The organism is Mycobacterium paragordonae, from assembly GCF_003614435.1.
GTDB lineage: Bacteria > Actinomycetota > Actinomycetes > Mycobacteriales > Mycobacteriaceae > Mycobacterium > Mycobacterium paragordonae.
Window position 1 is genome coordinate 5,301,076 of record NZ_CP025546.1, and the last position, 23,491, is coordinate 5,324,566.

17 protein-coding genes and 1 riboswitch are annotated in these 23,491 nt (G+C 67.1%); of the genes, 7 read left to right on the plus strand and 10 right to left on the minus strand.

The window, feature by feature from the left end:
* Positions 1-3: 3 nt before the first annotated feature.
* From C0J29_RS23690 to C0J29_RS23700, 3 genes are all read right to left on the minus strand, one after another.
* Positions 4-1,116: an ABC transporter substrate-binding protein gene (locus C0J29_RS23690; protein WP_120793730.1), complete on the minus strand. Its 1,113-nt coding sequence runs from the start codon at positions 1,114-1,116 to the stop codon at positions 4-6.
* A gap of 84 nt (positions 1,117-1,200) precedes the next feature.
* On the minus strand, positions 1,201-2,049 hold the full coding sequence (locus C0J29_RS23695) for a CbbQ/NirQ/NorQ/GpvN family protein (RefSeq protein WP_242460529.1): 849 nt from the start codon (positions 2,047-2,049) through the stop codon (positions 1,201-1,203).
* Positions 2,050-2,076: 27 nt separating this feature from the next.
* The gene (locus C0J29_RS23700; RefSeq protein ID WP_120794933.1) at positions 2,077-3,774 is read right to left on the minus strand and encodes a nitric oxide reductase activation protein NorD; all 1,698 of its coding nucleotides are present in this window, start codon (positions 3,772-3,774) and stop codon (positions 2,077-2,079) included.
* 169 nt (positions 3,775-3,943) lie between these two features.
* Here C0J29_RS23700 and C0J29_RS23705 point away from each other — a divergent pair, with 169 nt between their 5' ends.
* The 6 genes from C0J29_RS23705 to metE all read left to right on the plus strand — a co-directional run bounded on the left by C0J29_RS23705 (position 3,944) and on the right by metE (position 11,971).
* The gene (locus C0J29_RS23705; RefSeq protein WP_120793731.1) at positions 3,944-5,098 is read left to right on the plus strand and encodes an acyl-CoA dehydrogenase family protein; all 1,155 of its coding nucleotides are present in this window, start codon (positions 3,944-3,946) and stop codon (positions 5,096-5,098) included.
* On the plus strand, positions 5,095-6,180 hold the full coding sequence (locus C0J29_RS23710; protein ID WP_120793732.1) for an acyl-CoA dehydrogenase family protein: 1,086 nt from the start codon (positions 5,095-5,097) through the stop codon (positions 6,178-6,180). The genes C0J29_RS23705 and C0J29_RS23710 overlap by 4 nt, the downstream gene beginning before the upstream one ends.
* Complete coding sequence (locus tag C0J29_RS23715) at positions 6,177-7,139, plus strand: SDR family NAD(P)-dependent oxidoreductase (protein WP_120793733.1); 963 nt, start codon at positions 6,177-6,179, stop codon at positions 7,137-7,139. Before C0J29_RS23710 ends, C0J29_RS23715 begins: the two co-directional genes overlap by 4 nt.
* Before the next feature lie 161 nt (positions 7,140-7,300).
* Positions 7,301-8,563: a TetR/AcrR family transcriptional regulator gene (locus C0J29_RS23720; RefSeq protein WP_065049972.1), complete on the plus strand. Its 1,263-nt coding sequence runs from the start codon at positions 7,301-7,303 to the stop codon at positions 8,561-8,563.
* 20 nt (positions 8,564-8,583) lie between these two features.
* Positions 8,584-9,231, plus strand: coding sequence for an SDR family oxidoreductase (locus C0J29_RS23725; protein WP_120793734.1), 648 nt, complete (start codon positions 8,584-8,586; stop codon positions 9,229-9,231).
* A gap of 30 nt (positions 9,232-9,261) precedes the next feature.
* A riboswitch (cobalamin riboswitch) is annotated at positions 9,262-9,531 on the plus strand.
* 157 nt (positions 9,532-9,688) lie between these two features.
* Positions 9,689-11,971, plus strand: coding sequence for a 5-methyltetrahydropteroyltriglutamate--homocysteine S-methyltransferase (gene metE / locus C0J29_RS23730; RefSeq protein ID WP_242460530.1), 2,283 nt, complete (start codon positions 9,689-9,691; stop codon positions 11,969-11,971).
* An 86-nt stretch (positions 11,972-12,057) separates the two neighbouring features.
* Here the strand turns inward: metE and C0J29_RS23735 are convergent, their stop codons facing one another.
* Positions 12,058-13,779, minus strand: a complete 1,722-nt coding sequence (locus tag C0J29_RS23735) for a DUF3556 domain-containing protein (RefSeq protein ID WP_065049964.1) — start codon at positions 13,777-13,779, stop codon at positions 12,058-12,060.
* A gap of 116 nt (positions 13,780-13,895) precedes the next feature.
* On the opposite strand from C0J29_RS23735, the gene C0J29_RS32960 reads away from it, so the two are divergent.
* Complete coding sequence (locus C0J29_RS32960; RefSeq protein ID WP_133435708.1) at positions 13,896-14,117, plus strand: hypothetical protein; 222 nt, start codon at positions 13,896-13,898, stop codon at positions 14,115-14,117.
* A 7-nt stretch (positions 14,118-14,124) separates the two neighbouring features.
* Here the strand turns inward: C0J29_RS32960 and C0J29_RS23740 are convergent, their stop codons facing one another.
* From C0J29_RS23740 to prpD, 6 genes are read right to left on the minus strand one after another with little or no spacing between them, the layout of a single operon-like run.
* Positions 14,125-15,600 (minus strand): cobyric acid synthase, encoded by a 1,476-nt coding sequence (locus tag C0J29_RS23740; RefSeq protein ID WP_065049962.1) that lies wholly within the window; start codon positions 15,598-15,600, stop codon positions 14,125-14,127.
* Positions 15,601-15,641: 41 nt separating this feature from the next.
* Complete coding sequence (locus tag C0J29_RS23745; RefSeq protein WP_120793736.1) at positions 15,642-16,556, minus strand: mycobacterial-type methylenetetrahydrofolate reductase; 915 nt, start codon at positions 16,554-16,556, stop codon at positions 15,642-15,644.
* Positions 16,553-19,939 (minus strand): pyruvate carboxylase, encoded by a 3,387-nt coding sequence (locus C0J29_RS23750; RefSeq protein WP_120793737.1) that lies wholly within the window; start codon positions 19,937-19,939, stop codon positions 16,553-16,555. Before C0J29_RS23750 ends, C0J29_RS23745 begins: the two co-directional genes overlap by 4 nt.
* Positions 19,936-21,060, minus strand: coding sequence for a bifunctional 2-methylcitrate synthase/citrate synthase (locus C0J29_RS23755; RefSeq protein WP_120793738.1), 1,125 nt, complete (start codon positions 21,058-21,060; stop codon positions 19,936-19,938). The genes C0J29_RS23750 and C0J29_RS23755 overlap by 4 nt, the downstream gene beginning before the upstream one ends.
* Complete coding sequence (prpB, locus tag C0J29_RS23760) at positions 21,057-21,974, minus strand: methylisocitrate lyase (RefSeq protein WP_120793739.1); 918 nt, start codon at positions 21,972-21,974, stop codon at positions 21,057-21,059. Before prpB ends, C0J29_RS23755 begins: the two co-directional genes overlap by 4 nt.
* Positions 21,971-23,479: a 2-methylcitrate dehydratase PrpD gene (gene prpD / locus C0J29_RS23765; protein ID WP_174814863.1), complete on the minus strand. Its 1,509-nt coding sequence runs from the start codon at positions 23,477-23,479 to the stop codon at positions 21,971-21,973. Before prpD ends, prpB begins: the two co-directional genes overlap by 4 nt.
* Positions 23,480-23,491 lie beyond the last annotated feature (12 nt).

The following is a 23,491-nucleotide window of genomic DNA, read 5'->3' on the forward strand; positions in this document are numbered from 1 at the left end:
AACTCACTCTCCGAAGCGATCGACCAAGTGCGAGTTGACCCCGTCAGCGTCGAGCGTCCGCGCGACCAGATACCCGGCACCCATCCAGGCGCGGCGCGTCCACTTGCCGAACGACACGCGCGTACCGGGTGCGCCGGACGCGGCGGGCAGCATCTTCACCCGCTCCAACGCCTCTTTGACCCCCCGGGGGCTGAGTGGATGGGCGTCGGTGAAGGCCCGCACCAAGGTGGCGGCTACGTCGCGATTCACCACGGTCACGCAGAACTCGGGCCGGCTGCCGTTGTACTTCGCCGCGTAGGCGTCGAGAAAGTCCTGACCGACCCGGTTTGATTCGTCGTACTGGTCGACACCGGTCCAGCCCATGAAGGCGCTCCACATGATCGGGTTGACCCAGGCGTTCTGCCAGGCGGTGGTGGTGAAACGGGGCGGGTCCCAGCCGAGTGACTCGAGTGCCGGGTTGATGAACACGATCCCGAACCCGAATCCCAGGTGCACGATCGCCTCGGACTTCGCCTCGTACAAAGTCTGCGCCGCAGCGTTGATATCCTGGGCTGTCTGGGCGATCGAAACCTCCGCCACGATGCGAATGCCTTTGCGCCGACAGGCACTTCGCAGATTCTTCAGGTAGCTCTCGCCGATCAGGCTCTGCTCTACCAGCACCCCGATTTCGCTGAGACCTCGTTTGGCGATGAGGTCGGCCAGGAAGATCGGCTCATCGGTCATCGAGCCCTGCGGGAAAGCAAATGTCCACTCCCCCAACCAGTCGTCGGTACCCGTCACACTGATCGCCGGAACCTTGAACCGCTCCTCGATCGCCTCCCGCAGGGGCACGCAGTTGTCGGTGATGTTGGGACCGAAGACCACCAGGCAGCCCTCGTCGACGAGTTCTCCATAGGCGTCGATCACGGCCTTGACCGAGCCTTTGGGCAGACCCTCCACTTCGCGATAGATCATCTGCACCGGACGGTCCATCAGCCCTTGGGCGAGGGCCTCTTCGAAGATGAGGTCGAAAGTCTGGGTGAACGAAGCGAAAAGGTCCTCCGGAAAGCCCGGCGGGAGCTTGAAGTCCATCAGGTAGCCGACCTTGATCGGCTCTGCGGTGCTCTCGTAGGACATGTGACCTCCCCGGGCTGATCCAACGGCGCCGCCGTAAAACCTAATATTTGTTCACACCCTAGTCGGGGACATTTGCACCGTCAATCATCCGGCGCCCTGACCCAGATAGACCTCGATCATTTCGCCCAAGGCCCTACCCACCGCTACGTCATCGGTCAGTGGCCCGGCGATCGCGGCCCGCGCCGCCTCCGACATGCTCAGCCCCTCGGCGATGAGCCGGCCCGCGGCGATCAGCACCCGGGTCGAGGCGACCTCACGCAGTCCTCCGGTTTCCAAACGTCGGATGGCCTGACCGAAGCGCACCAGCTCGGCCGCCGTCGCGTCATCCACCCCCGCCTCGTGTGCGACGATCCCCCGTTCGATATCGGCTGCGGGGAAACCGAATTCGAGGGCAACCATGCGCTGACGGGTCGAATCCTTCAGGTCCTTGAGGACGCTCTGGTAGCCGGGATTGTAGGACACCACCAGTCCAAATCCAGGGGCCGCGTCCAGCGTCACGCCGAGGCGCTCGATGGGCAGCTGGCGCCGGTGGTCAGCGAGCGGATGCAGCACCACGGTGGTGTCCTGGCGAGCTTCCACCACCTCGTCCAGGTAACAGATCGCGCCCTCACGCACGGCTCTGGTGAGCGGACCGTCCACCCAGACCGTCTCGCCGCCCTGCAACAGATAGCGACCCACCAGGTCGGCGGTGGTGAGGTCGTCGTGACACGCGACGGTGATCAGCGGCCGGCCGAGGTCATGAGCCATCGCCTCGACGAAGCGCGTCTTGCCGCAACCCGTCGGCCCTTTGAGCAGGATGGTCAGGTTCTGTCGATAGGCGGCCTTGAAGACGACCTCCTCGTTGCCGACCGCCTGATAGTAGGGGCGCGCCCGCTCCGCATCGGGACGGACCCCGATGTCGACGTTGTGAACGAGAGCGGACTCCTGGGCCATGACTTCCCTTCTGCGGTTGCCCGAAGACTAACCGGACCAGATGTTTGTTTTCAACACTGACGATGCGGCAGAAGGCTTTCGGCGCACCTCCGCTGAGCGCAGGGCGGACCGGAACAGCGGGCCGATCACACCGGCGAGTTGATCCGGGCGCTCGATCATCGCGTGCGCGGTGGTGCCGAAAACGCGGCGCAGGGACAGCACATCGGTTCCGGCGCCGATCGTCAGGCACACGCAGCCGGTGCCCCGGCGGCGGGCTTCGGTCAGGGCCCGGCGGGCATCAGCGGCACCGTAGGGCCGTTCATATCCGTGGTCGTAGGCGAGCCCGTCCGAAAGCACCACCAACAGCCGCCGCGAGGTACCGCCGCGCGATTCCAGGACCGTCGAGCCGTGGCGGATGGCGGCACCGAGGCGCGAGTACGCGCCCGGTTCCAGACTGTTCAGCCGCCTGACGACCCGGGCGTCGAGGTGATCGTCGAAGCGCTTGACGGGGATCATGCTCACCGCTCCCCTACCCTGCGAATAATATGCGTAGAGAGCTACCCGGTCACCCAGATCATGAAGCGCGACAGTGAGATTGGCGACGGCCGCGCGCTGTTGCTCGTGCACGGTCCGCCCCACTGTTCCCGGCTCGGCGGCCGATCCCGACACATCGAGCAACAGCAACACCGACAGATCACGTCGGCGGCGCAGGCTGTCGAGGTACACCGCTTCGGCGGGCACAGCGCCGGCCAGCGCCTCCACGCGCGCTTCGACGGCGGCGTCGATATCGATGTCGTCACCCTGAGACTGGCGGTGGCGGCGGTGTAGCCCCATACCCAGCCGGGACAAGGGACGTCGCACTCCGATAGCAGATTCGATCTCTGGGATTGCCTGGGTTGCCGTCGCGTTGATCTTCGGCTCGACCTCTCGTACGGTGCACCACGCGGGACGGTAGCGCCTGCGGGTGACGTCCCATTCCGGGTAGCGCACGCCGTCGCCGTGCGCGGACCGGTCGTCGATCTCCTCGCTCGAGGTCGCGGCGAGCGACGACACGGCGTGGATTCCCCGTTTGCCCGAGTTCGTTCGGTGCGTCGGGCTGTCCGAGCCCGGGGGTCCGCCACCACTGCCGGTCTTGCGTGCCGACGAGAGCATCTTCTTCAGCAACTTGCCGATGAAGCCACCGCCGCCCACCGGGCTGCTGAACAGATCGGGGTCGTCGGAGTCGTCCGTTTCGCCGTCATCGAGCTCTTCCAACTCCCGCGCGCTCTCACTTCGCGGAACGTGTTGCGGGGCCGACGTATCCGTCTGTGCGGCGGCCCGGGCGTGGGTAGCCAGCACCCTCGACGGGCGGATCACGCCGAAGGCCGCCGCCGGCTCGGCTACCGCCGCCCGCCCCTCGGCGATGCTCAGCGACTGCAGCGGCGAGTCGCTGCGGGCCGCGATCTCGCGATCACCCAGCGCCACCAGAACGCGCGGGAGTAGACCGGCGTTGGCGACCAACGCGCGGTGACCCTCGATCGCCAGATAGCGCCTGGCCAGACCGCGATGCCGGACCAGGGGCTTCAGCACATTCGGCGCCAGGCTGCCGGCGGCGATCAACGAGGCCTGCACCGCGACCGCCTCGAGCCGGGCGCGCGCTCCGAGGGACCCGTCGACATGGATCGTCTGGCCGTCCGTCCAGGCAGGTTCGCCAGGTTGCGACCGGGCCACTGCAACGGCTTTGCCGGCCAATGCCGACGCCAACATGCCCAGGGCCTGCAGCATGTCGGCCTGAGCGTCTTGGGAAGGGTCGTCCACGCACACACCTCCGAACGACCGGCCACCCTCGTGATCCCGATTGACCAAATATCTGTTCCAACGTAGAGTTCGCCTTGGCTGCAAGTCAATCACGCGCAGACGGGGTTCGAACGCAAACGTGGACTTCTCATACCCGGCCGAGGTCGAGCGGTTCCGTGCTGAGCTGCGTGCCTGGTTGTCGGCCAACCTGACCGAAGAATTGATCGCCGCCCGGCGGCCCTCCGGGCGCGACGAAGCGGCGTTCGACAAGCTGCGCGCCTGGAATGCGACGATGGCCGACGCCGGCTGGGCGGCGGTCTCCTGGCCCGTCGAATACGGCGGCCGTGGCGCAACCGTGCTCGAACAACTCGTCTACACCGAGGAGACGACACGGGCCCGGGCACCGTTGCCACTCAACGTCATCGGCATGAACAACATCGCACCCGCGATCATGCAGTACGGCACCGAATCTCAGAAGACGACACTGCTGCGCCGGATGATGCGCGCCGACGACATCTGGTGCCAGGGCATGTCGGAACCCGAGGCTGGATCGGATCTGGCCGCCCTGCGCACCAGAGCGGTGCGCGACGGCGAGGACTTCGTCGTCAACGGTCAGAAGATCTGGACTTCCCTGGGCCACAAGGCGAAGTGGTGTCAGTTGTACGTCCGCACCGACCCCGACGCGCCGAAACACAAGGGCATCTCCTGCCTCATCGTCGACATGTCGCTGCCCGGCATCGAGGCTCGTCCGCTCGTAACCCTGAACGGTGACACCGATTTCGCCGAGGTGTTCTTCCACGACGTGCGGGTGCCGGCCGACGCACTGCTAGGCCCGCTCGATGGCGGATGGCAGGTGGCCACCACGACGCTGAGTCACGAACGAGCCGGGGCGGCACGCCTGTACGCGGAATTGGAACTGCGACTGGACGAACTGGTAGCCGACCTGGCGCAAGCCGGGGACGCCCTTACTGATCCGGTGATCTTGCGGCGTCTGGGCGAGATCGCGGTCCGCATCAAGTATCTCGAAGTGCTCTGCCAGCGGTCGATTTCCGCCACGCTGCACGGCGGTCCGGACATCACCGCATTCGGGTCGGCCAGCCTGGCCAAGACGGTGTGGGGCGAGATCGGCCAGGAGCTTGCCGCTTTGGCGTTCGACGTGCTGGGCACCGGTGGTGTGCACGGCCGGTGGAGCGACTACCGGTTGACCTCGCGGTCACTGACCATCGCCGGCGGCACCACCCAGATCACCAAGAACATCACCGCTCAGCGGGTGCTGGGACTGCCGCGCAAATGAACCTCGAACTGGACGACGAACAGGTCGCGCTGCGGGATACGTTGCGGCGCTTCCTTGTTGAGCGGGCATCCATTTCGGGCCACGTGCGTCCGATGCTCGACGATCCGACCGGCACCACCGAAGCGGTGTGGCGAAGCCTGGCGGAGCTGGGTGCAACCGGTGTGCTGGTGCCGGCCGAATTCGGCGGCGCGGGCATGACGATGGTCGAGGCCGGCATCGTCGCCGAGGAGCTCGGCGCCGCCCTGCATCCCGGACCGTGGTTGTCCACGGCGGTGGCGGGCGCCCGCGCGCTCACCCGGGTGGGCGGGCAGCCGGCGGCCGGCATTCTCGCCGGGATCGCCGACGGCACCAGCAAAGTCGCGGTCGCCGGCCTGGGCGAGCAGTCCCAAAAGTCCCTCGTTTCGACACGCAACGGGGGCTTTTGCGTCTGCTCGCCACCCCTGGCCGTGCCCGATGCGGAGGCTGCCGACGTGCTGCTGGTCTGGGACGGCACGGAGCTTTTCGCGGTGGAGTCCGCCGCGGCCGGCGTCTCGGTGACCCCCGAGCGCGGTATCGACCCGACCCGCAAGCAGTTTCGGGTCGAGCTCGACAATGCGAGCGCGCAGCGACTGGGCACGTTGTCCGCCGACGATCTCCAGGCTGTCACCGACGATCTACTGATCGCCGCGGCCGCCGACGCGCTGGGCGCCGCCAGCGCCGTCATGCACACGGCCATCGAATATGCCAAGACCCGAACCCAATTCGGAGCGCCCATCGGATCGTTCCAGGCGATTCAACATCTGTGCGTCGACATGTTCGAGACGGTGGAGCTGGCCCGCAGCGGGGTGATCCACGCGCTCTGGGCAGCGGAGAACTCACCGCAGGAACGGCATCTTGCGGCCCTGCGCGCCAAGGCTTTCGCGGGACGCCTGGCGACGGTCGGCGACACCGCGATCCAAGTATTCGGCGGCATCGGCTACACCTGGGAGCACGACGCCCACCTCTATCTCAAGCGCTTGCTGAGCTGGAGCGCCTTCCTCGGCAGCTCGGACTGCTATCTCACCGAAGTCGGTGCGCACCTTGCCAAGAAGGGAAAGCGATGACCGACACCGTCGACTTCACCGATCAGGTCGCAATCGTCACCGGCGCCGGACGTGGACTCGGCCGGCTCTACGCGCTGGACTTGGCCCGGCGCGGCGCCGCCGTCATCGTCAACGATCTGGGTGGCACCATGCACGGTGAAGGCGCCGACACCACCGTCGCTGACCGGGTCGTCGCCGAAATCGAAGTTGCCGGGGGCAGGGCGGTGGCGTCGCACGAGTCGGTGGACACCCCGGAAGGCGGTGCGGCGATCGTCGCCGCGGCCGTCGATAACTTCGGCCGACTCGACGCGGTGGTGAGCAACGCCGGAATCTTCAACAGCATCCCGTTCGACGAATTGTCCGCCGCCCACTGGCGCAGCATGCTCGGGGTGCACCTGGACGGCGGGTTCTATCTGAGCCAACCCGCCTACCGGGTGATGAAGACGCAGGGATACGGCCGGTTCGTCTTCGTCTCCTCCTCGGGCGGCATGTTCGGCCAGCCGCTGGAAGCCCACTATGCCGCGGCCAAAGCAGGATTGGTCGGGTTGTCGAATGTCATCGCCATCGAGGGCGCCGCACATGGAATTCTCAGCAATACCGTTCTGCCGTTCGGTTTTTCGCGCATGGTGACCGAAACCGTCGGAGATCCCAAAGCTTTGGAGGAGATCGGCTTCCTGGAGCTGATCAAGCCCGAGTTGGTGGTGCCGATGGTGGTCTTCCTGGCCAGTCGCGGTTGTGAGCTGAGCCATCAGAACTTCTCCGCGTGCGCGGGGCGTTTCGCGCGGGTGTTCGTCGGGCTGGGGGCGGGCTGGCTTGCAGATGGCGATGGCGACGGCGATGGCGCTGGCGCGCCCAGTGCCGAGGACATAGCCGCGCATCTGTCGGAGGTGTCGGCGACCGAACCGTTCACCGTGCCCGGCTCGATCTTCGAGGAAGTGTTCGGCGTCTGTGCTCAACGCGGCGTCGACGTCGGCGTCTGATCGTGGACATCGCGCTCTAGGATGTGGTCCACACCCCCTTCCGGGTTCCTCAGCAGCGCGTTTGGCGCCGCGGGTCTGATAGCCTCTACCAAAGATTTGGTTCAGCAGGAGGACGACTTGCGCACGCTGCCGGCACCGCGGTCCTCCGCCCCGAGCGGGCCATGACCGACAGCGCCACCGAGGCCGGCACGCGGCGCGCCGAAATCCTCGAGACGGCGGCGTCGCTGATCGCCTCGTCGGGCCTGCGGACGTCGCTGCAGGAGATCGCCGACGCCGCAGGCATTCTCCCGGGCAGCCTCTACCACCATTTCGAGTCCAAAGAGGCGATCCTCGTCGAACTCATCCGTCGCTACCAGGCCGACCTGGCCCGCATCGGGGAGAGCGCCCAGGCGAAGCTGGACGAGCCGGACTCGCGTCCTCCTGCCGAGCAGATCATCGAACTGGGATCGGCGATCGCCAATTGCGCGGTGCGGCATCGGGCCGCCCTGCAGATGTCCTTCTACGAGGGCCCGAGCGCTGATCCGGAGCTGATGAAGCTGACGCAGCAGCGCCCCACCGCGATTGAGGAGGCGATGCTGCAAACGCTGCGCGCGGCGCGGTGGAGCGGCTACATCAAGGCCGACATCGATCTGCCCACGCTGGCCGACCGGATCTGCCAGACCATGCTGCAGGTCGGGCTCGACGTCATTCGGCACAACTCCTCCGCCGACCAGGTGGCTACCCTGATGTGCCGGATCATATTGCAGGGGTTGGCATCCCAGCCGCCCAGCGACGAAGCGCTGGACCGGTCCAAGGCGTTCGCCGCGGCGGGCGATGTCATTGCGTCCTGGGCCGACGACAGCGAAGCCGATCCCAGCGACAAGGCGGCGCATCTGCGGGCGGTGGCCCGAGCGGAGTTCGGCCGCAAGGGATATGAAGTCACCACGATCAGGGATATCGCGTCGGCGGCGGGCCTGGGCACGGGCACCGTGTATCGCGTCATCGGGTCTAAAGACGAACTGCTGGCTTCGATCATGCGTTCCTTCGGCCAGAAGGTCGAAGCCGGCTGGGTGGACGTACTGCGTTGTGCGGCAACCCCGATCGAGAAGCTGGACGCACTGAGTTGGGTCAACGTCAATGCGCTGGACCAGTTCTCGGACGAATTCCGCATTCAGCTCGCCTGGATGCGTCAGTCGCCCCCGAACACCGCCAACCCGGGCTGGCTGTACACCACTCGCCTGCGTCAGATGAAATCGCTCCTCTCTGAAGGCATCCGGTCCTCCGAGATACGTATCGACGCGCCCAGCATCACCATGCTGGCCCGCAGCATCATCGGCATGCAGTGGATACCGGAGAACATCCTGCGCGCGGTGGGCACCCGATCGTCGCTCATCCTGGCTCGTGACACCGTCCTGCGTGGTGCGGCGGTTCGCGCCGTCGAGTAGCGCAAGTAGCCTAGGAACTCATGGCGCACATCATTGTCATCGGCGGCCACGGCAAGGTCGCGCTGTATCTGGCCAGAATCCTGACCGGGCGTGGTGACCAGGTCAGCTCGGTCTTCCGCAACCCCGACCACGCCGATGAGGTCGCGGCCACCGGCGCCACGCCGATCACCGCCGACATCGAGCAACTCGACACCGACGCCCTGGCCGACCTGCTGGCCGGGCACGACGCGGTCGTCTTCACCGCCGGGGCCGGCGGCGGTGACCCGGCACGAACGTACGCCGTGGATCGGGACGCCGCGATCCGCGTGATCGACGCCGCGGCTCAGGCCGGGGTCAAGCGGTTCGTGATGGTGTCGTACTTCGGCGCGGGCCCCGGACACGGCGTGTCGCCGGAGAATTCGTTTTTCCCGTACGCCGAGGCCAAGGCCGCGGCGGACGCCCACCTGCGCGCCAGTGAACTCGATTGGACCGTGCTGGGCCCGGGTCGGCTCACCCTCGACCCGGGCACCGGACACATCGCGGTGGGCAAAGCCAAGGGTGAGGTCTCGCGGGAAGATGTGGCGGCCGTCGTCGCGGCCACTCTTGCCGACGACGCGACGATCCGGCGCACGATCGACTTCAACAACGGGGATGTGCCGATCGCGGACGCAGTGGCGCCCGTGCCGTAACCGATTACTGCCCGCGGAGTAGCCTTGTCCTCGCAACTGGTCTGCCGGTGCCCTCGTGGCGCCGGCATCGAGCGAGGCCTCCAAGCCTCGCGAGAGGGAACCCGGTGAGAATCCGGGACTGTCCCGCAGCGGTATGCAGGAACGACCGCCGTCACATGCACTGGTCCGCACCGGACTGGGAAGCGACGGCCAGTAGGAAACCTGCCCGGCTCTTCAGCGGCCCCTTCCGGGCCGCATCGTCGACCGGGCGGGAGCACCTTCCGGTGCGCGCCTGTGAGTCCGAAGACCTGCCAGTTGTGTCGGGCGCGCCGCGCCCGGCGGCACATCGCCTCGTGGAATGGGCGTTTGGCCAGCCAGCCGTGGTGGTACGCGGGCTCCAGAGAGCACATGCGCATCGCCCCGACTGTCGGCTGCGCGTCCGCGGGCGGTGTCCATACCGTCGAATGAAGGACCGCTCGTGACCGCTTCAGCTAGTTCTCCGAAATTCACCGCCACCATCACCGGTTCCCCCCGGATCGGCCCGCGCCGCGAACTCAAGCGCGCGACCGAGGGTTACTGGGCAGGCCGAACCAGCCGCTCCGACCTGGAGTCCGTCGCCGCCAACCTGCGCCGCGACACCTGGTCGGCATTGGCCGCCGCCGGCCTGGACTCGGTGCCGGTCAACACCTTCTCGTACTACGACCAGATGCTGGACACCTCGGTGTTGCTCGGCGCGCTGCCGGCCCGGGTCGCCGGGATCTCCGACGATCTGGACCGCTACTTCGCGGCCGCGCGCGGCAACGACGAGGTCGCCCCGCTGGAGATGACGAAGTGGTTCGACACCAACTACCACTACCTGGTTCCCGAGATCGGACCGTCGACCCAGTTTTCGCTGCACCCTGAAAAGGTGCTCTTCGAGCTGAAAGAGGCTCAGGAACAAGGCATTCCGGCGCGTCCGGTGATTATCGGGCCGGTCACCTTCCTGCTGCTGAGCAAGGCGGTGGACGGAGCGGGCGCACCGATCGAGCGGCTGCAGGAGCTGATGCCGGTCTATTCCGAGCTGTTGTCACTGCTGGCCGACAACGGTGCGCAGTGGGTGCAGTTCGACGAGCCGGCGTTGGTCACCGACATCTCCCCCGATGCGCCCGCGCTGGCCGAGGCCGTCTACAACACGCTGGGGGCGGTGGCCAACCGGCCCGCCATCCACGTCGCCACCTACTTCGGCGACCCCGGCGCGGCATTGGCGGGGCTGGCCCGCACCCCGGTCGAAGCGATCGGCGTCGACCTGGTCTACGGCCCCGACACGGCGGTGGCGGCCGTTGCCGAACTGGCCGGCAAGACATTGGTGGCCGGGATCGTCGACGGCCGCAACATCTGGCGCACCGACCTGCAGGCGGCGTTGGGCAAGCTGGCCACCCTGCTGGGACCCGCTGGGGCCGTAGCTGTTTCGACGTCGTGCTCCACTTTGCACGTGCCGTACTCGCTGGAGCCGGAGACCGATCTGGACGACAACCTGCGCAGCTGGCTGGCGTTCGGGGCGGAGAAGGTGCGCGAGGTGGTGGTGCTGGCCCGGGCGCTGCGGGACGGCCGCGAGGCGGTGGCCGACGAGATCGCGGCCTCCAACGCGGCCGTGGCCTCGCGCCGGAAAGACGCACGGCTGCACAATGACGAGCTCCGGGCCCGCATCCAGTCGATCGTCGCGTCCGGCGTCCACCGCGGCGACCCCGCCGAGCGTCGCGCCAGCCAGGACGCGCGGTTGCAGCTGCCGGTGCTGCCGACCACGACGATCGGTTCCTACCCGCAGACCTCGGCGATCCGCATCGCGCGGGCCGCCTTGCGCTCTGGTGAGATCGACCAGGCCGAGTACGAGCGGCGGATGAAGAAGGAGATTGCCGACGTCATCGCGCTGCAGGAGCAACTCGGCATCGACGTGCTGGTGCACGGCGAGCCGGAGCGCAACGACATGGTCCAGTACTTCGCCGAACAGCTGGAAGGCTTCTTCGCCACTGACAACGGGTGGGTGCAGTCCTACGGCAGCCGCTGTGTGCGTCCGCCGATCCTGTTCGGCGATGTGGTGCGTACCCACCCGATGACGGTCGACTGGATCACCTACGCGCAGTCGCTCACCGACAAGCCGGTCAAGGGCATGCTGACCGGGCCGGTCACGATCCTGGCGTGGTCGTTCGTCCGCGACGATCAGCCGTTGGCCGACACTGCCAACCAGGTGGCGCTGGCGATCCGGGACGAGACAGTGGACCTGCAGTCCGCGGGTATCGCGGTGATCCAGGTCGACGAGCCGGCGCTGCGGGAGCTGCTGCCGTTGCGCCGCGCCGACCAGGACGAGTACCTCTCGTGGGCCGTCGGGTCTTTCCGGTTGGCCACTTCCGGTGTCGACGACTCGACCCAGATTCACACTCATCTGTGCTACTCGGAGTTCGGGGAGGTGATCGGCGCGATCGCCGACCTGGACGCCGACGTCACGTCCATCGAGGCGGCACGCTCGCACATGGAGGTGCTCGACGACCTGAATGCGATCGGCTTCTCGAACAGCGTGGGCCCGGGTGTCTACGACATCCACTCGCCGCGGGTGCCGAGCACCGACGAGATGGCGAGGTCGCTGCGGGCTGCAGTGAAAGCCGTTCCTGCTGAACGGCTTTGGGTGAATCCGGACTGCGGGCTGAAGACCCGGAACGTCGACGAGGTGACCGCGTCACTGCGGAACATGGTGGCCGCTGCGCAGCAGGTGCGCGCCGAGGCGTAGCTCCTCCGGGGGCACGCCCACTCGCGAGCAGACGCAAAATCGCGTTCCGGTGCGCCGGAATGTGCGATTTTGCGTCTGCTCGCGCCCTAGCTCGACTCCACCACGACGGGGAGGTCGTCGGCCCAGGGCTGCCGGGTCACCATGTCGGCTACCCGGACGTAGCCGTGCTCGAATTCACCTGTGGCGGCATCGACTAACCGGTACCGCTGGGTCTGCCGGTGGATCGGCTGGGCATCCAGCAACACCACGCGCACCTCCCCCGGCTCGAATCGGCAGCGCCGTTGCATTGCGGCGATCAGTTGCTCGTTGTGCATGTGGCCGTCACCGAAGTTCCAGCCGATTGCGGTGCTGCAGATGCGTTCTCCGTCGGTGATGACGTACTCGTCCTCGTTCTGCCCGGCCATGGCGCGATGCGCCAGCGTGAACAACGCCCGGCCGTGAGTGTTCATGGCGCGGAACGCATATCCGAGATACATCGGGATCTGGGCGCGGTCCTTGCCGTAGAACCGCTCCAGCTGGGCCTGCGGCATGCTGGCGATCGCCACGATGCCCCGGGCGATCTTCTCGCTCGCCGACGGCTTGATGCACCACAGCGTGGTGTCCCAGTTGCCGGCGTAGTAGCGCATGCCGGGCAGGAAGGAGATCTTGCGCGGGAACATGTTGCCCAGGATCACGGTGCCCACCAGCGCGGTGAACAGAATGGCTACCGGCGCAGGGTGTTTGACGTCGCTGATGCCCAGCTGGGCATGCCCTACGAATAGCGCGAACACGCCGAAGATCATGAACACGTTCCACTCCAGCGGCACCCCCATCGGGATCGCGGTCAGGATGCCCAGATGGAAGCACACCATGACGATCGCGGCGACGGTGGTGGGCCAGCCGCCGTGGGAGAAGAACAGCGCCAGCGGCACGAACATCTCGATAAAGGTGCTGACATGGGCGAACATTCGCGACAAGATGCCGGGTCGCAGGTCGTCGGGGAATTTCTCGAAGAACATCCGTTTGATGAACCGCGGCCGGAACAGCGGATTGTTGGACATCATCGTCGAGATCACGAACGGAAAGTGTTTGTTCAGTTTGGATGTCGCTGCGCCCATCCAGATAACCAGGAACACCAGTTTGGCCGCGACGATCATGTCGACTCCGCCGAACAGGAACGTGACGGTCAGCGAGCCGTACACCTCACCGCGGGCGGCCAGGAAGATCACCTTGTCCCGCAGTCCCGCGGCGCCGAGTACCAGCAGGATCGCCACGATCTCCCACATCGGCAACAGTCCGACCTTGGTGCCGAGCGCCGGTATCGGCCCGGTGCCATCGGTGAACAGCGCCGTCACCAGCAGCACCAGTAGCAGGGCATAGAGCGCGACGTCCACCGGCTTGCGCTTGGTGCCGAAGGTAAGCGGGACTCGATCCGGCCAGGGTGGCAGCCGGATGGTGCCGAACCGCAGCCAGTACAGGATCGAGCCCATCGGCGGGAAGAACCGGTTGTTCAGCGGCCCGAAGCCGCAGCCCAGCCCGACCACTTCGAACAACATCGTGTACAGCACGACCTTCTCGAAGACGATCGGCTCGGCGTACCAGGCCCGGACATTGGTGAACCCGTCAATACCTTTGGTGCTCAGAACAATCAGCCACGCAAACAGGACGTAGAGCAGGATCTTGACGACGTAGAACAGGTGCATGACCACCGGCGTCCCGAAGCCCACCTCGGCCCAGTGCCGGGCCATCGGTCGGATCTTCTCGCTGCGGGTGCCCTTGCTCCATTCGGCGATGTCGACCTCGGGCAGTTGGGGCTTGAGAAATCCCATGGTTCCACAGATTAGAACGTGTTCTAGCTATCTGCCCAGCCCGCCGCACCGAATCCTTGTTCCGCCGCTGCTGCCGGCGATAACGTGAGGTGGAGGTGTCGAAGGGAGTGGGGAGCATGCGTGGAGCCCGATACCTGAAAAGAGCGGTCGTCGGGGCCGCCGTACCAATCGCATTCGTCGTGGGCAGCGGTCCCGCGCAGGCGCAAGCGCCGTCCCCGGGTGATGCGTGCACGGTGCTGCACGCGACCACCCAGGACGCCGAGGGCAAGACGATGTGGTGCAACCCGACCATGACGGGCAGCCACAGCCTGGTGTGGCAGTACGGCGGACCGGGCTAGGCGATCCTCACGGCGCGCCGGGCGCCAGGAACGGCAGGCCCGGCGGGCACCCACGTCGGGCCAGGTCGAGTAACGCGTCGATGTCCAGGCACTGTTCGACCAGATCGCCGAGAAGATCCAGACGCCGCTCGCGTGCGACCGGGAAACTCACGCCGGATGTTGTGAGGCCGAGCGTCTCGTGCAGGAACGCCCGGCGCAGCGCGTCGCCTTCTAGCGAGCCGTGCCACATGGTGCCGAACACCTGCCCGTCACGGACGCCACCGAGGAACTCCTGCCCCGCGTGGCCGCGGGCGATCCTGCCGTGATGAATCTCGTATCCCGATGCCGGCACGCCGAGTCCCGCTCCCCGCGGAAGTCGGAGAACTTTGTCGGTGCCGAAGACCGTCTCCACGTCGAGCAACCCCAGGCCCTCGACCTCGGCCGCCGGCCCTTCGACGCCGTGCGGATCGCGAATCGTGCGGCCCAGCATCTGAAATCCGCCGCAGATACCGAGCAACGGCTTTCCCGCGGCGGCGTGGGTGAGCACCGCGCGATCCAGACCCCTGGCGCGCAGCCAGGCGAGGTCGGCGATCGTGGCCCGGGTGCCGGGCAGCACGATCAGGTCGGCGTCGCTCAGAGCGCGGGGCTCGGAAACAAACACCACATCCAGATCGGGCTCCAAACCCAGCGCGTCGACGTCGGTGAAATTACTGATGCGGGGCAACCGCACGACGGCCACCCGGCGCGCCCCGGTGCCGGCCGCCCGTCGGCCGTCCAAATCGAGCGCGTCCTCGGAGTCCAGCCACAGGTCGGGATGCCACGGCAGGGTGCCGTACACCCGTCGCCCGGTGACCCGTTCCAGATCGCGCAGACCCGGCGTCAGCAGGTCGAGATCGCCGCGGAACTTGTTCACCACGAACCCCGCCACCAAAGCCTGGTCCTGGGCGGACAACAGCGCGACGGTGCCCAGGAACGCCGCGAACACGCCGCCGCGGTCTATGTCACCGACGACCACGGTCGGCAGATCCGCATGACGCGCGAGACCCATGTTGACGTAATCGCCTGCGCGCAAGTTGATTTCGGCCGGGCTGCCGGCACCCTCGGCGATGATGACGTCGTACCGGGTGGCGAGGTCGTCGAAGGCGTGGTGCGCCGCCTCGCCCAGGGCGCGCCGGCCCTCCAGCCAGTCCGACGACGCGACCTCGCCCCACGGTCTGCCCATCAGCACCACGTGGCTGCGTTGATCGCCGGATGGCTTGAGCAGGACCGGGTTCATGGCGGGCTCCGGTGTGGCCCCGGCAGCGAGCGCCTGCACCCATTGCGCCCGGCCGATTTCCGCTCCCCCGCCGTCCGGGCCCGCACACACCATCGAGTTGTTGGACATGTTCTGCGCCTTGAACGGCGCCACCCGAACACCACGTCGGGCCAGCGCGCGGCACAACCCGGCCGTGACGGTGGTCTTGCCGGCGTCGCTGGTCGTGCCCGCTATCAGCAGACCAGGCATCGGGTGACCTTCTGGGGAATCGTCGTTGTGTTCACCGCCCGCTATGGTCTCATCGGCCCGCCGACGGGCTGCTCGGGCGCCCAGTAGTCGAGCATCTCCGCGAAGGCCTCGAACGCCGGCCCGGACACGCCGTAGGTGGCCTCCAGGTGGACGCTCAGCGAAAAACCGAGGTCGACGACGCCGTCGATGACGCGCTTGTACAGGTCGACCAGCATCCGGCGCTTCACTCCGCGCTCACTGCCTGCCAGTTTCCTGACGAATGCCTGTTCTTCGGCCACGGCCGCGTTCCCGGGGTCCTGGATCAGCCAATTGATAAGTCCGGTGCCGGTTTCCATCTTCGGGACGAAGCCGAACGAGAGCAGGATCTCGGGCCGGTGGTCGGTCGCCTCGGCGAAGTCGGTCAGAAATCGCACGATCGCGTCGGAGTACAGCAGCTGGGTCATGCCGTAGGTGGCGCCCTGGTCACACTTGAAGTTCAGCCGGCCCTGCTCGCCCTCGCGGGTCGGGATCACGATCACACCCCGGTTCTCCACCAACATCCGGTACATCGACAGCGCGTCGGTCGGTGCGATGCCGGTGCCCGCACCGTCGGTCATGGTGCGGGGCACCCCGACGAATACGATGCCCTCCATCCCCGCCTCGACCAGATCGGACAGGCGCTGACTCAAGGCCAACTCGTCGGTGAACGAGGTGACCTGGGTACACAGGCCCCCGATCCCCGGCAGCTGGGACTTGAGGATCGAAAAAAATTCCAGCACATCGAGTTTCGGGCGCATGGCGACCGGCCGGTCGTCGTCCTCGGCGATCAGGCCGGGGATCATGACGTGCCGGAGGCGATCCCGTAGACCGTATTCGGCTGAGTAGCGCAGCACCTTGTGCGCGTCGTCGAAGGCGCGCTGCGTGCCGCCGTCGACGTCGGGTGGCACCAGCTCCAGCGCGATGGTGTGTAACGTCACGCGCCCAGCACCACCAGCAGATCGCCACCTTCGACCTGAGCCGTCCCGGATACCGCCACGCGCGTGACTTTTCCGGCCCTCGGTGCGGTCACGGCTGCCTCCATTTTCATGGCTTCGATGGTGCCGATGGTCTGACCGTCTTCGACCTCGTCGTCGACCGCCACGGTGACGGTGACGACGCCGGCGAAGGGCGCGGAGATGTGACCGGGGTCAGCCCGGTCGGCCTTCTCGGCGGTCGGCACCTCCGCGGCCATGCTGCGGTCGCGGACCAGCACCGGCCGCAGTTGGCCGTTGATGATGCACATCACGGTGCGCATGCCGCGTTCGTCCGGCTCGGAGACGGCCTCCAGGCCGATCAGCAACTCCACGCCGCGTTCCAGCTTGACGCGGTGTTCCTCTCCGTACCGCAGTCCATAGAAGAATTGGTTGGCGCTCAACCGGGATGTGTCGCCATACTTCTCGCGATGCGCCTGCAGTTCGCCGGTGGGTCCGGGGAACAGCAGCCGATTGAGCGCGGCCCGGCGGGCAGGCCCGGGTGTGCGTAGCACGCTCTCGTCGGCGGCGGACAGCGACCGCTCGGACTTGGCGGGTCCGCGTCCACGTAACGCCCTGGTGCGCAGGGGTTCCGGCCAACCCCCAGGCGGGTCGCCGAGTTCGCCCCGCAAAAAGCCGACCACCGAGTCAGGCACATCGAAGCGCGCCGGGTCGGCGGCGAACTCCTGCGCGGTGACACCGGCGCCCACCAGAGCCAGCGCCAGGTCCCCGACCACCTTGCTCGACGGCGTCACCTTCACCAGATGCCCGAGGATGGAATCCGCCCCGGCATAGGCGTTTTCGATGTCTTCGAACCGGTCGCCGAGTCCCAGCGCCACCGCCTGCTGACGCAGGTTCGACAGCTGGCCACCCGGAATCTCGTGGTGGTACACCCGGCCCGTCGGAGCCGGCAGCCCGGATTCGAACGGCGCGTACACCTTTCGCAGCGCCTCCCAATACGGCTCGAGGTCGCACACCGCGGTCAGCGACAACCCGGTGTCGTACCGGCTGTGCGCGGCGGCCGCCACGATCGAGGACAGGGCGGGCTGGCTGGTCGTGCCTGCCATCGGCGCGGCCGCTCCGTCGACGGCGTCAGCCCCGGCCTGCCAGGCGGCCAGATACGTCGCCAGTTGTCCACCCGGGGTGTCGTGGGTGTGGACGTGCACCGGGAGGTCGAACCGGGACTTCAGTGCCGACACCAACGTCGTGGCGGCGGGTGCGCGCAACAGGCCCGCCATGTCCTTGATCGCCAGCACATGCGCGCCCGCGGTGACGATCTGCTCGGCGAGTTTCAGGTAATAGTCCAGGGTGTAAAGGTTTTCGCGCGGGTCGCTCAGATCGCCGGTGTACGACATCGTAACCTCGGCAACCGCGGTGCCCGTCTCCCGGACCGCGTCGATGGCCGGTCGCATCGAGTCCACGTTGTTCAGTGCGTCGAAGATTCGGAAGATGTCGATGCCGGTGCGGGTGGCTTCGTCGACGAAGGCCGCGGTGACGATCTCCGGGTAGGGGGTGTAGCCGACCGTGTTGCGCCCGCGCAGCAACATCTGCAGGCAGATGTTCGGGATCGCTTCCCGGAGCTCCGCCAACCGCTGCCACGGATCTTCCTTCAAAAACCGCAGCGCCACGTCGTAGGTCGCGCCGCCCCAGCACTCCACCGACAGCAGTTGCGGGGTGAGCCGGGCGATGTAGGGCGCCACCTTTACCAAGCCCGTCGTGCGAATCCTGGTGGCCAGCAACGATTGATGCGCGTCGCGGAACGTCGTGTCGGTGACGCCGACGGCCTTCGACTCCCGCAGCCACTGCGCGAACCCGTCCGGACCGAGGGCCGTCAGCCGCTGTTTGGAACCCGGGGCCGGCGGCGCCGAAAGATCCAGCCCCGGCAGCTTGTCGTGCGGGTAGACCGTCGAAGGACGGGGTCCGTGCGGTTGGTTGACCGTGACGTCGGCCAGATAGTCCAGGATCTTGGTGCCGCGGTCGGCGCTGGTGTACCCGGTCAACAACTGCGGCCGCTCGTCGATGAACGACGTCGTTGCCCGGCCCGCGACGAAGTCCGGGTCGTCCAGCACCGCCTGCAGGAACGGCGTATTCGTCGTGACGCCGCGGATGCGGAACTCGGCGACCGCGCGGCGCGCCCGGCGCACCGCTGCCGGGAAATCGGCGCCGCGGCAGGTCAATTTGACCAGCATGGAATCGAAGTGCGGCGACACGTCGGCGCCCAGGTGGGTGCCGTCGTCCAGCCGGATGCCCGCGCCGCCCGGGGTGCGGTATGCGCTGATCCGTCCGGTGTCGGGCCGGAAACCGTTGACGGGGTCCTCGGTGGTGATCCGGCACTGCACGGCCGCGCCGTGCACCGCGATCGACTCCTGCGCCAGCCCGAGGTCACCCAGGCTTTGGCCGGCGGCGATGCGGAGCTGGCTGGAGACCAGGTCCACATCGGTGATCTCCTCGGTCACCGTGTGCTCCACCTGGATCCGTGGGTTCATCTCGATGAACACGTGATTGCCACGCTCGTCGAGCAGGAACTCGACGGTACCGGCGCAGGTGTAGCCGATGTGCCGGGCAAAGGTCACCGCGTCCGAGCAGATCTTCTCGCGCAGGGCGGGATTCAGGTTCGGCGCCGGGGCGATCTCGATGACCTTCTGGTGACGGCGCTGCACACTGCAGTCCCGCTCGTAGAGGTGGATCACTTCGCCCTGGGTGTCGGCCAGAATCTGCACCTCGATGTGGCGCGGGTTGAGCACGGCCTGCTCGAGAAACACCGTCGGGTCGCCGAACGCCGACTCCGCCTCTCGCGCTGCGGCATCGATCGCTTCGGGCAGGTCCCTGGCATCGGCCACCCGGCGCATGCCCCGGCCACCGCCGCCGGCGACCGCCTTGACGAACACCGGGAACTGCATGGACGCGGCGGCCTCGACCAGCTCCTCGACCGACGATGATGGCGCTGAGGACGCCAAGACGGGCAGACCTGCCTCGCGTGCCGCGGCGACCGCGCGCGCCTTGTTGCCGGTCAGTTCGAGGACGGGGACAGACGGACCGACGAAGGTGATTCCGGCTGCTGCGCAGGCTCCCGCCAGTTCCGGGTTCTCCGAGAGGAATCCGTATCCGGGATAGATTGCGTCCGCGCCGCAGGCTTGGGCTGTCGACACGATCTCCGCGACGTCGAGATAGGCGCGCACGGGATGGCCCGCCACGCCGATCTGGTAGGACTCGTCGGCCTTGGCACGGTGCGCGGAGTTACGGTCCTCCTCGGGATAGACCGCGACCGTGCGGATCCCCAACTCGTAGGCCGCACGGAACGCCCGAATGGCGATCTCGCCCCGGTTGGCGACCAGAACCTTGGTGATCACGTCAGCGCGCGTTGTGGCGGTCCGACATACTCGCTGAGCGGACGGATCAATGCATTCGAGGCGGTCTGTTCCATGATGTGGGCGGTCCAGCCGGTGATTCTGCTCATCACGAAAATCGGTGTGAAGCAGCCGATGTCGAATCCCATCAGGTAGTACGCCGGGCCGGTCGGAAAGTCCAGATTCGGCTTGATGCCATTGGCGGCCGCCACGCCCTGTTCGAGGACGTTGTAGATGTCGAGCCAACGCTGGCCGTCGCGCACTGCCGCGACCCGCTCCAGAGCTTTCTTCATGGTCGGTACCCGCGAGTCACCGTTCTTGTACACCCGGTGGCCGAAGCCCATGATCTTCTCTTTGCGGGAAATCTTGCCCTGCAACCACTCTGCAGCCTTGTCCGCGGTACCGATCTCGAGCATGTCGTGCATCACGGCCTCATTGGCGCCACCGTGCAGCGGTCCCTTGAGCGCGCCGATCGCGGCCGTGACGGCGCTGTAAATGTCGGACTGGGTGGACGTGACCACGCGTGCGGCGAAGGTGGAGGCGTTGAAGCCGTGCTCGGCGTAGAGCACCATGGACTGCTCGAAGGCATCCACGATCACCTTCTCCGGCACGTCCCCGAAGCACATGTGCAGGAAGTTCTGCGCGTAGTTCATGTGGCTGTGCGGGGCAATGGGTTCCAGGCCGCGCCGGCGGCGCATGTCGGCCGCGACGATGGTCGGCAGCACCGCGTACATCCGCAGCGACTTGACGTAGTTCGCTTCTGCGCTGCTGTCGTCCTCCTGGGCGTCTTCGGCGCCGAGATAGCTGATCGCCGTGCGCACTACGTCCATCGGATGGCAGGTGTCGGGCTGCTTGGCGATCAGTGACAGCAGGGACCGGTCGAGCCGCCGGTGCGCGCGTTCCCGCTGCGTGAACAGGGCCAACTGACCGTCGTTCGGCAGCTCGCCGTGCCACAACAGATACGCCACCTCCTCGAAGCTGCACCGGGCGGCGAGGTCCTGGACCGGGTAGCCGCGGTAGGTCAGCGAGTTGGTCTCCGGCACCACTTTCGAGATAGCCGTGGTGTCGGCTACGACACCGGCCAGCCCCTTGAAGATGCGCGGCTGGTCTTCGATGGTGCTCATGGTGTGACTCCTTCGAGGGCGAAGTTATAGATGTCGGAATCGAATTGGTTGTAGTCGGCGTAGCGCAGCAGCTCGTACAGGCGACTGCGGTGCTGCATCCGGTCCAGCAGGCCGGATTGCGTTCCGGTGCCCGCGATTTCACGGAGTCCGGCCTCAACCGCGTGCATCGCCAGCCGCAGCGTGGTCACCGGATAGATCACCACGTTGTAGCCGATGTCGGCGAGCTGGCGCGCGGTCAGCAGCTGCGACTTCCCGAACTCGGTCATGTTGGCCAGCAGCGGGGTATCGACCGCGGCGCGGAATTTCTCGAATTCGGCTGTGGTCGAGAGTGCTTCAGTGAAGATCAGGTCGGCGCCGGCGTCCGCGTAGGCCTTGGCGCGGTCGATGGCCGCGGGCACACCTTCGATGCCGGCGGCGTCAGTGCGGGCGCAGACAATGAAATTCGGGTCGCGACGCGCCGCGACCGCGGCCCGCAGCCGTTTGACCATCTCGCCGACCGGCACCACGGCCTTGCCGTCGAGGTGGCCGCAGCGTTTCGGGTTGACCTGGTCTTCCAGATGACACCCGGCCAGTCCCGCGTCTTCGAGGACAGCGACGGTGCGCGCGGCGCTCATCGGCTCGCCGAAGCCGGTGTCGGCGTCGATCAGGGTGGGCAGGTCGGTGGCGTTCGCGATCTGCGCGCCGCGGGCGCTGACCTCGGTCAGCGTGGTCAGGCCGATGTCCGGCAGGCCCAGATCCGCGGAGAGCACGGCTCCGGATACATACACTCCGTCGAACCCCAGTTCGGCGACCAGCTTCGCCACCAGCGGTGAGAAAGCACCCGGAAGACGTTGCAGGCGGCCGCTTCCCAGCGCGGTGCGCAGTCGTGACCGCTTGTCGGAGGCCGCCACCGCACTGTGCATGAGCCCGCTCATCCGAAGATCCCCGGCCGGATGGTCGGCGCCTTGTCCAGCACCACCGGGTTGACGAGCGGGTTCAGTGCGCCGAGGCCGCCGGCCGGCAGTTCGGGCAGGCCCTCGACCACCGACAGGAACCGGTGCTGCTCGTCGTCGTCGATCACACCGGCGGCCAGTTCGGTGAACTTCGACACGTACTGCTTGCGCTCAAAAGGCCTGGCGCCCAACGGGTGCGCATCAGCCACACCGATCTCGTCGACGATCACCTCGCCGCTGCGCAGCGTGACTTCGGCGCGGGCGCCGAACGCCTTCTCCGCCGGATCGTCCGAGTGGTAGCGGCGGGTCCATTCGGGATCTTCGCGGGTGGAGATCTTGTGCCACAGGTCGACGGTGTCGGGCCGGTGCGCACGTTCCGGCGCGTAGGACCGTTCGTGGTGCCACGCGCCGTCCTGCAACGCCACCGCGAAGATGTACATGACCGAGTGGTCCAGCGTTTCGCGCGACGCGTCGGGGTCCATCTTCTGCGGGTCGTTGGCCCCGGTGCCGATGACGTAGTGGGTGTGGTGGCTGGTGTGCAAGACGATCGTCGCCACCTGCTCGAGGTCGCCGATCCGCTCCCGCAACCGCCGGGCCAGATCGATCAGCGCCTGGCTCTGGTACTCGGCGGAGTGTTCTTTGGTGTAGCTGTCCAGGATCGCGCGCTTCGGCTCGCCGGGCTCGGGCAGCGGCACCTGGTAGGTGTGCTCGGGACCCGACAGCAGCCAGGCGATCACCCCGTCCTCACCCTCCCAGATGGGTGCCGGGGCACCTTCGCCGCGCATGGCCCGGTCGACGGCTTCGATCGCCACCTTGCCGGCCCAGGCGGGGGCGAACGCCTTCCAACTCGAGATCAGGCCCTTGCGGGACTGCCGGGTGGACGTCGTCAGGTGCAGCGCCTGGCCGATGGCCTGGTAGATGGTCTCCTGATCCAGCCGCAGCATCGTCCCCAGACCGGCGGCCACCGACGGGCCGAGGTGCGCGACGTGGTCGATCTTGTGCTCGTGCAAGCAGATTCCCTTGACCAGGTCGATCTGGATCTCGTAGGCGGTGGCCAGGCCGCGGATCAGGTCGGCTCCGCCGACGCCGAGGTGCTGGGCGACCGCTACCAAGGGCGGAATGTTGTCCCCGGGATGGGAATAGTCGGCGGCCAGAAACGTGTCGTGGAAGTCCAATTCGCGCACCGCCACGCCGTTGGCCCAGGCGGCCCACTCCGGGGAGTACCTGCCCTCGACGCCGAAGACTTTGGCGCCGTTGGCCGCAACGGGATGCGCGAGTGCCTGTGCCCGCGCGGTGGCGACCGGCCGCCTAATCACCGAGGCCGCCGAGACGGCAGCGTTGTCGATGATGCGGTTGATGATCATGGCTTCGGTATCCGCCGGTACGGCCACCGGGTCGACCGCGACCTCGGCGAACTTGGCGGCCAGGTGTTCGCGGCGGGGGAAGTCGTCGGCGCTGCGCCGCGTCCCGACGTCGTGGATACGCATAACTCGCACAGT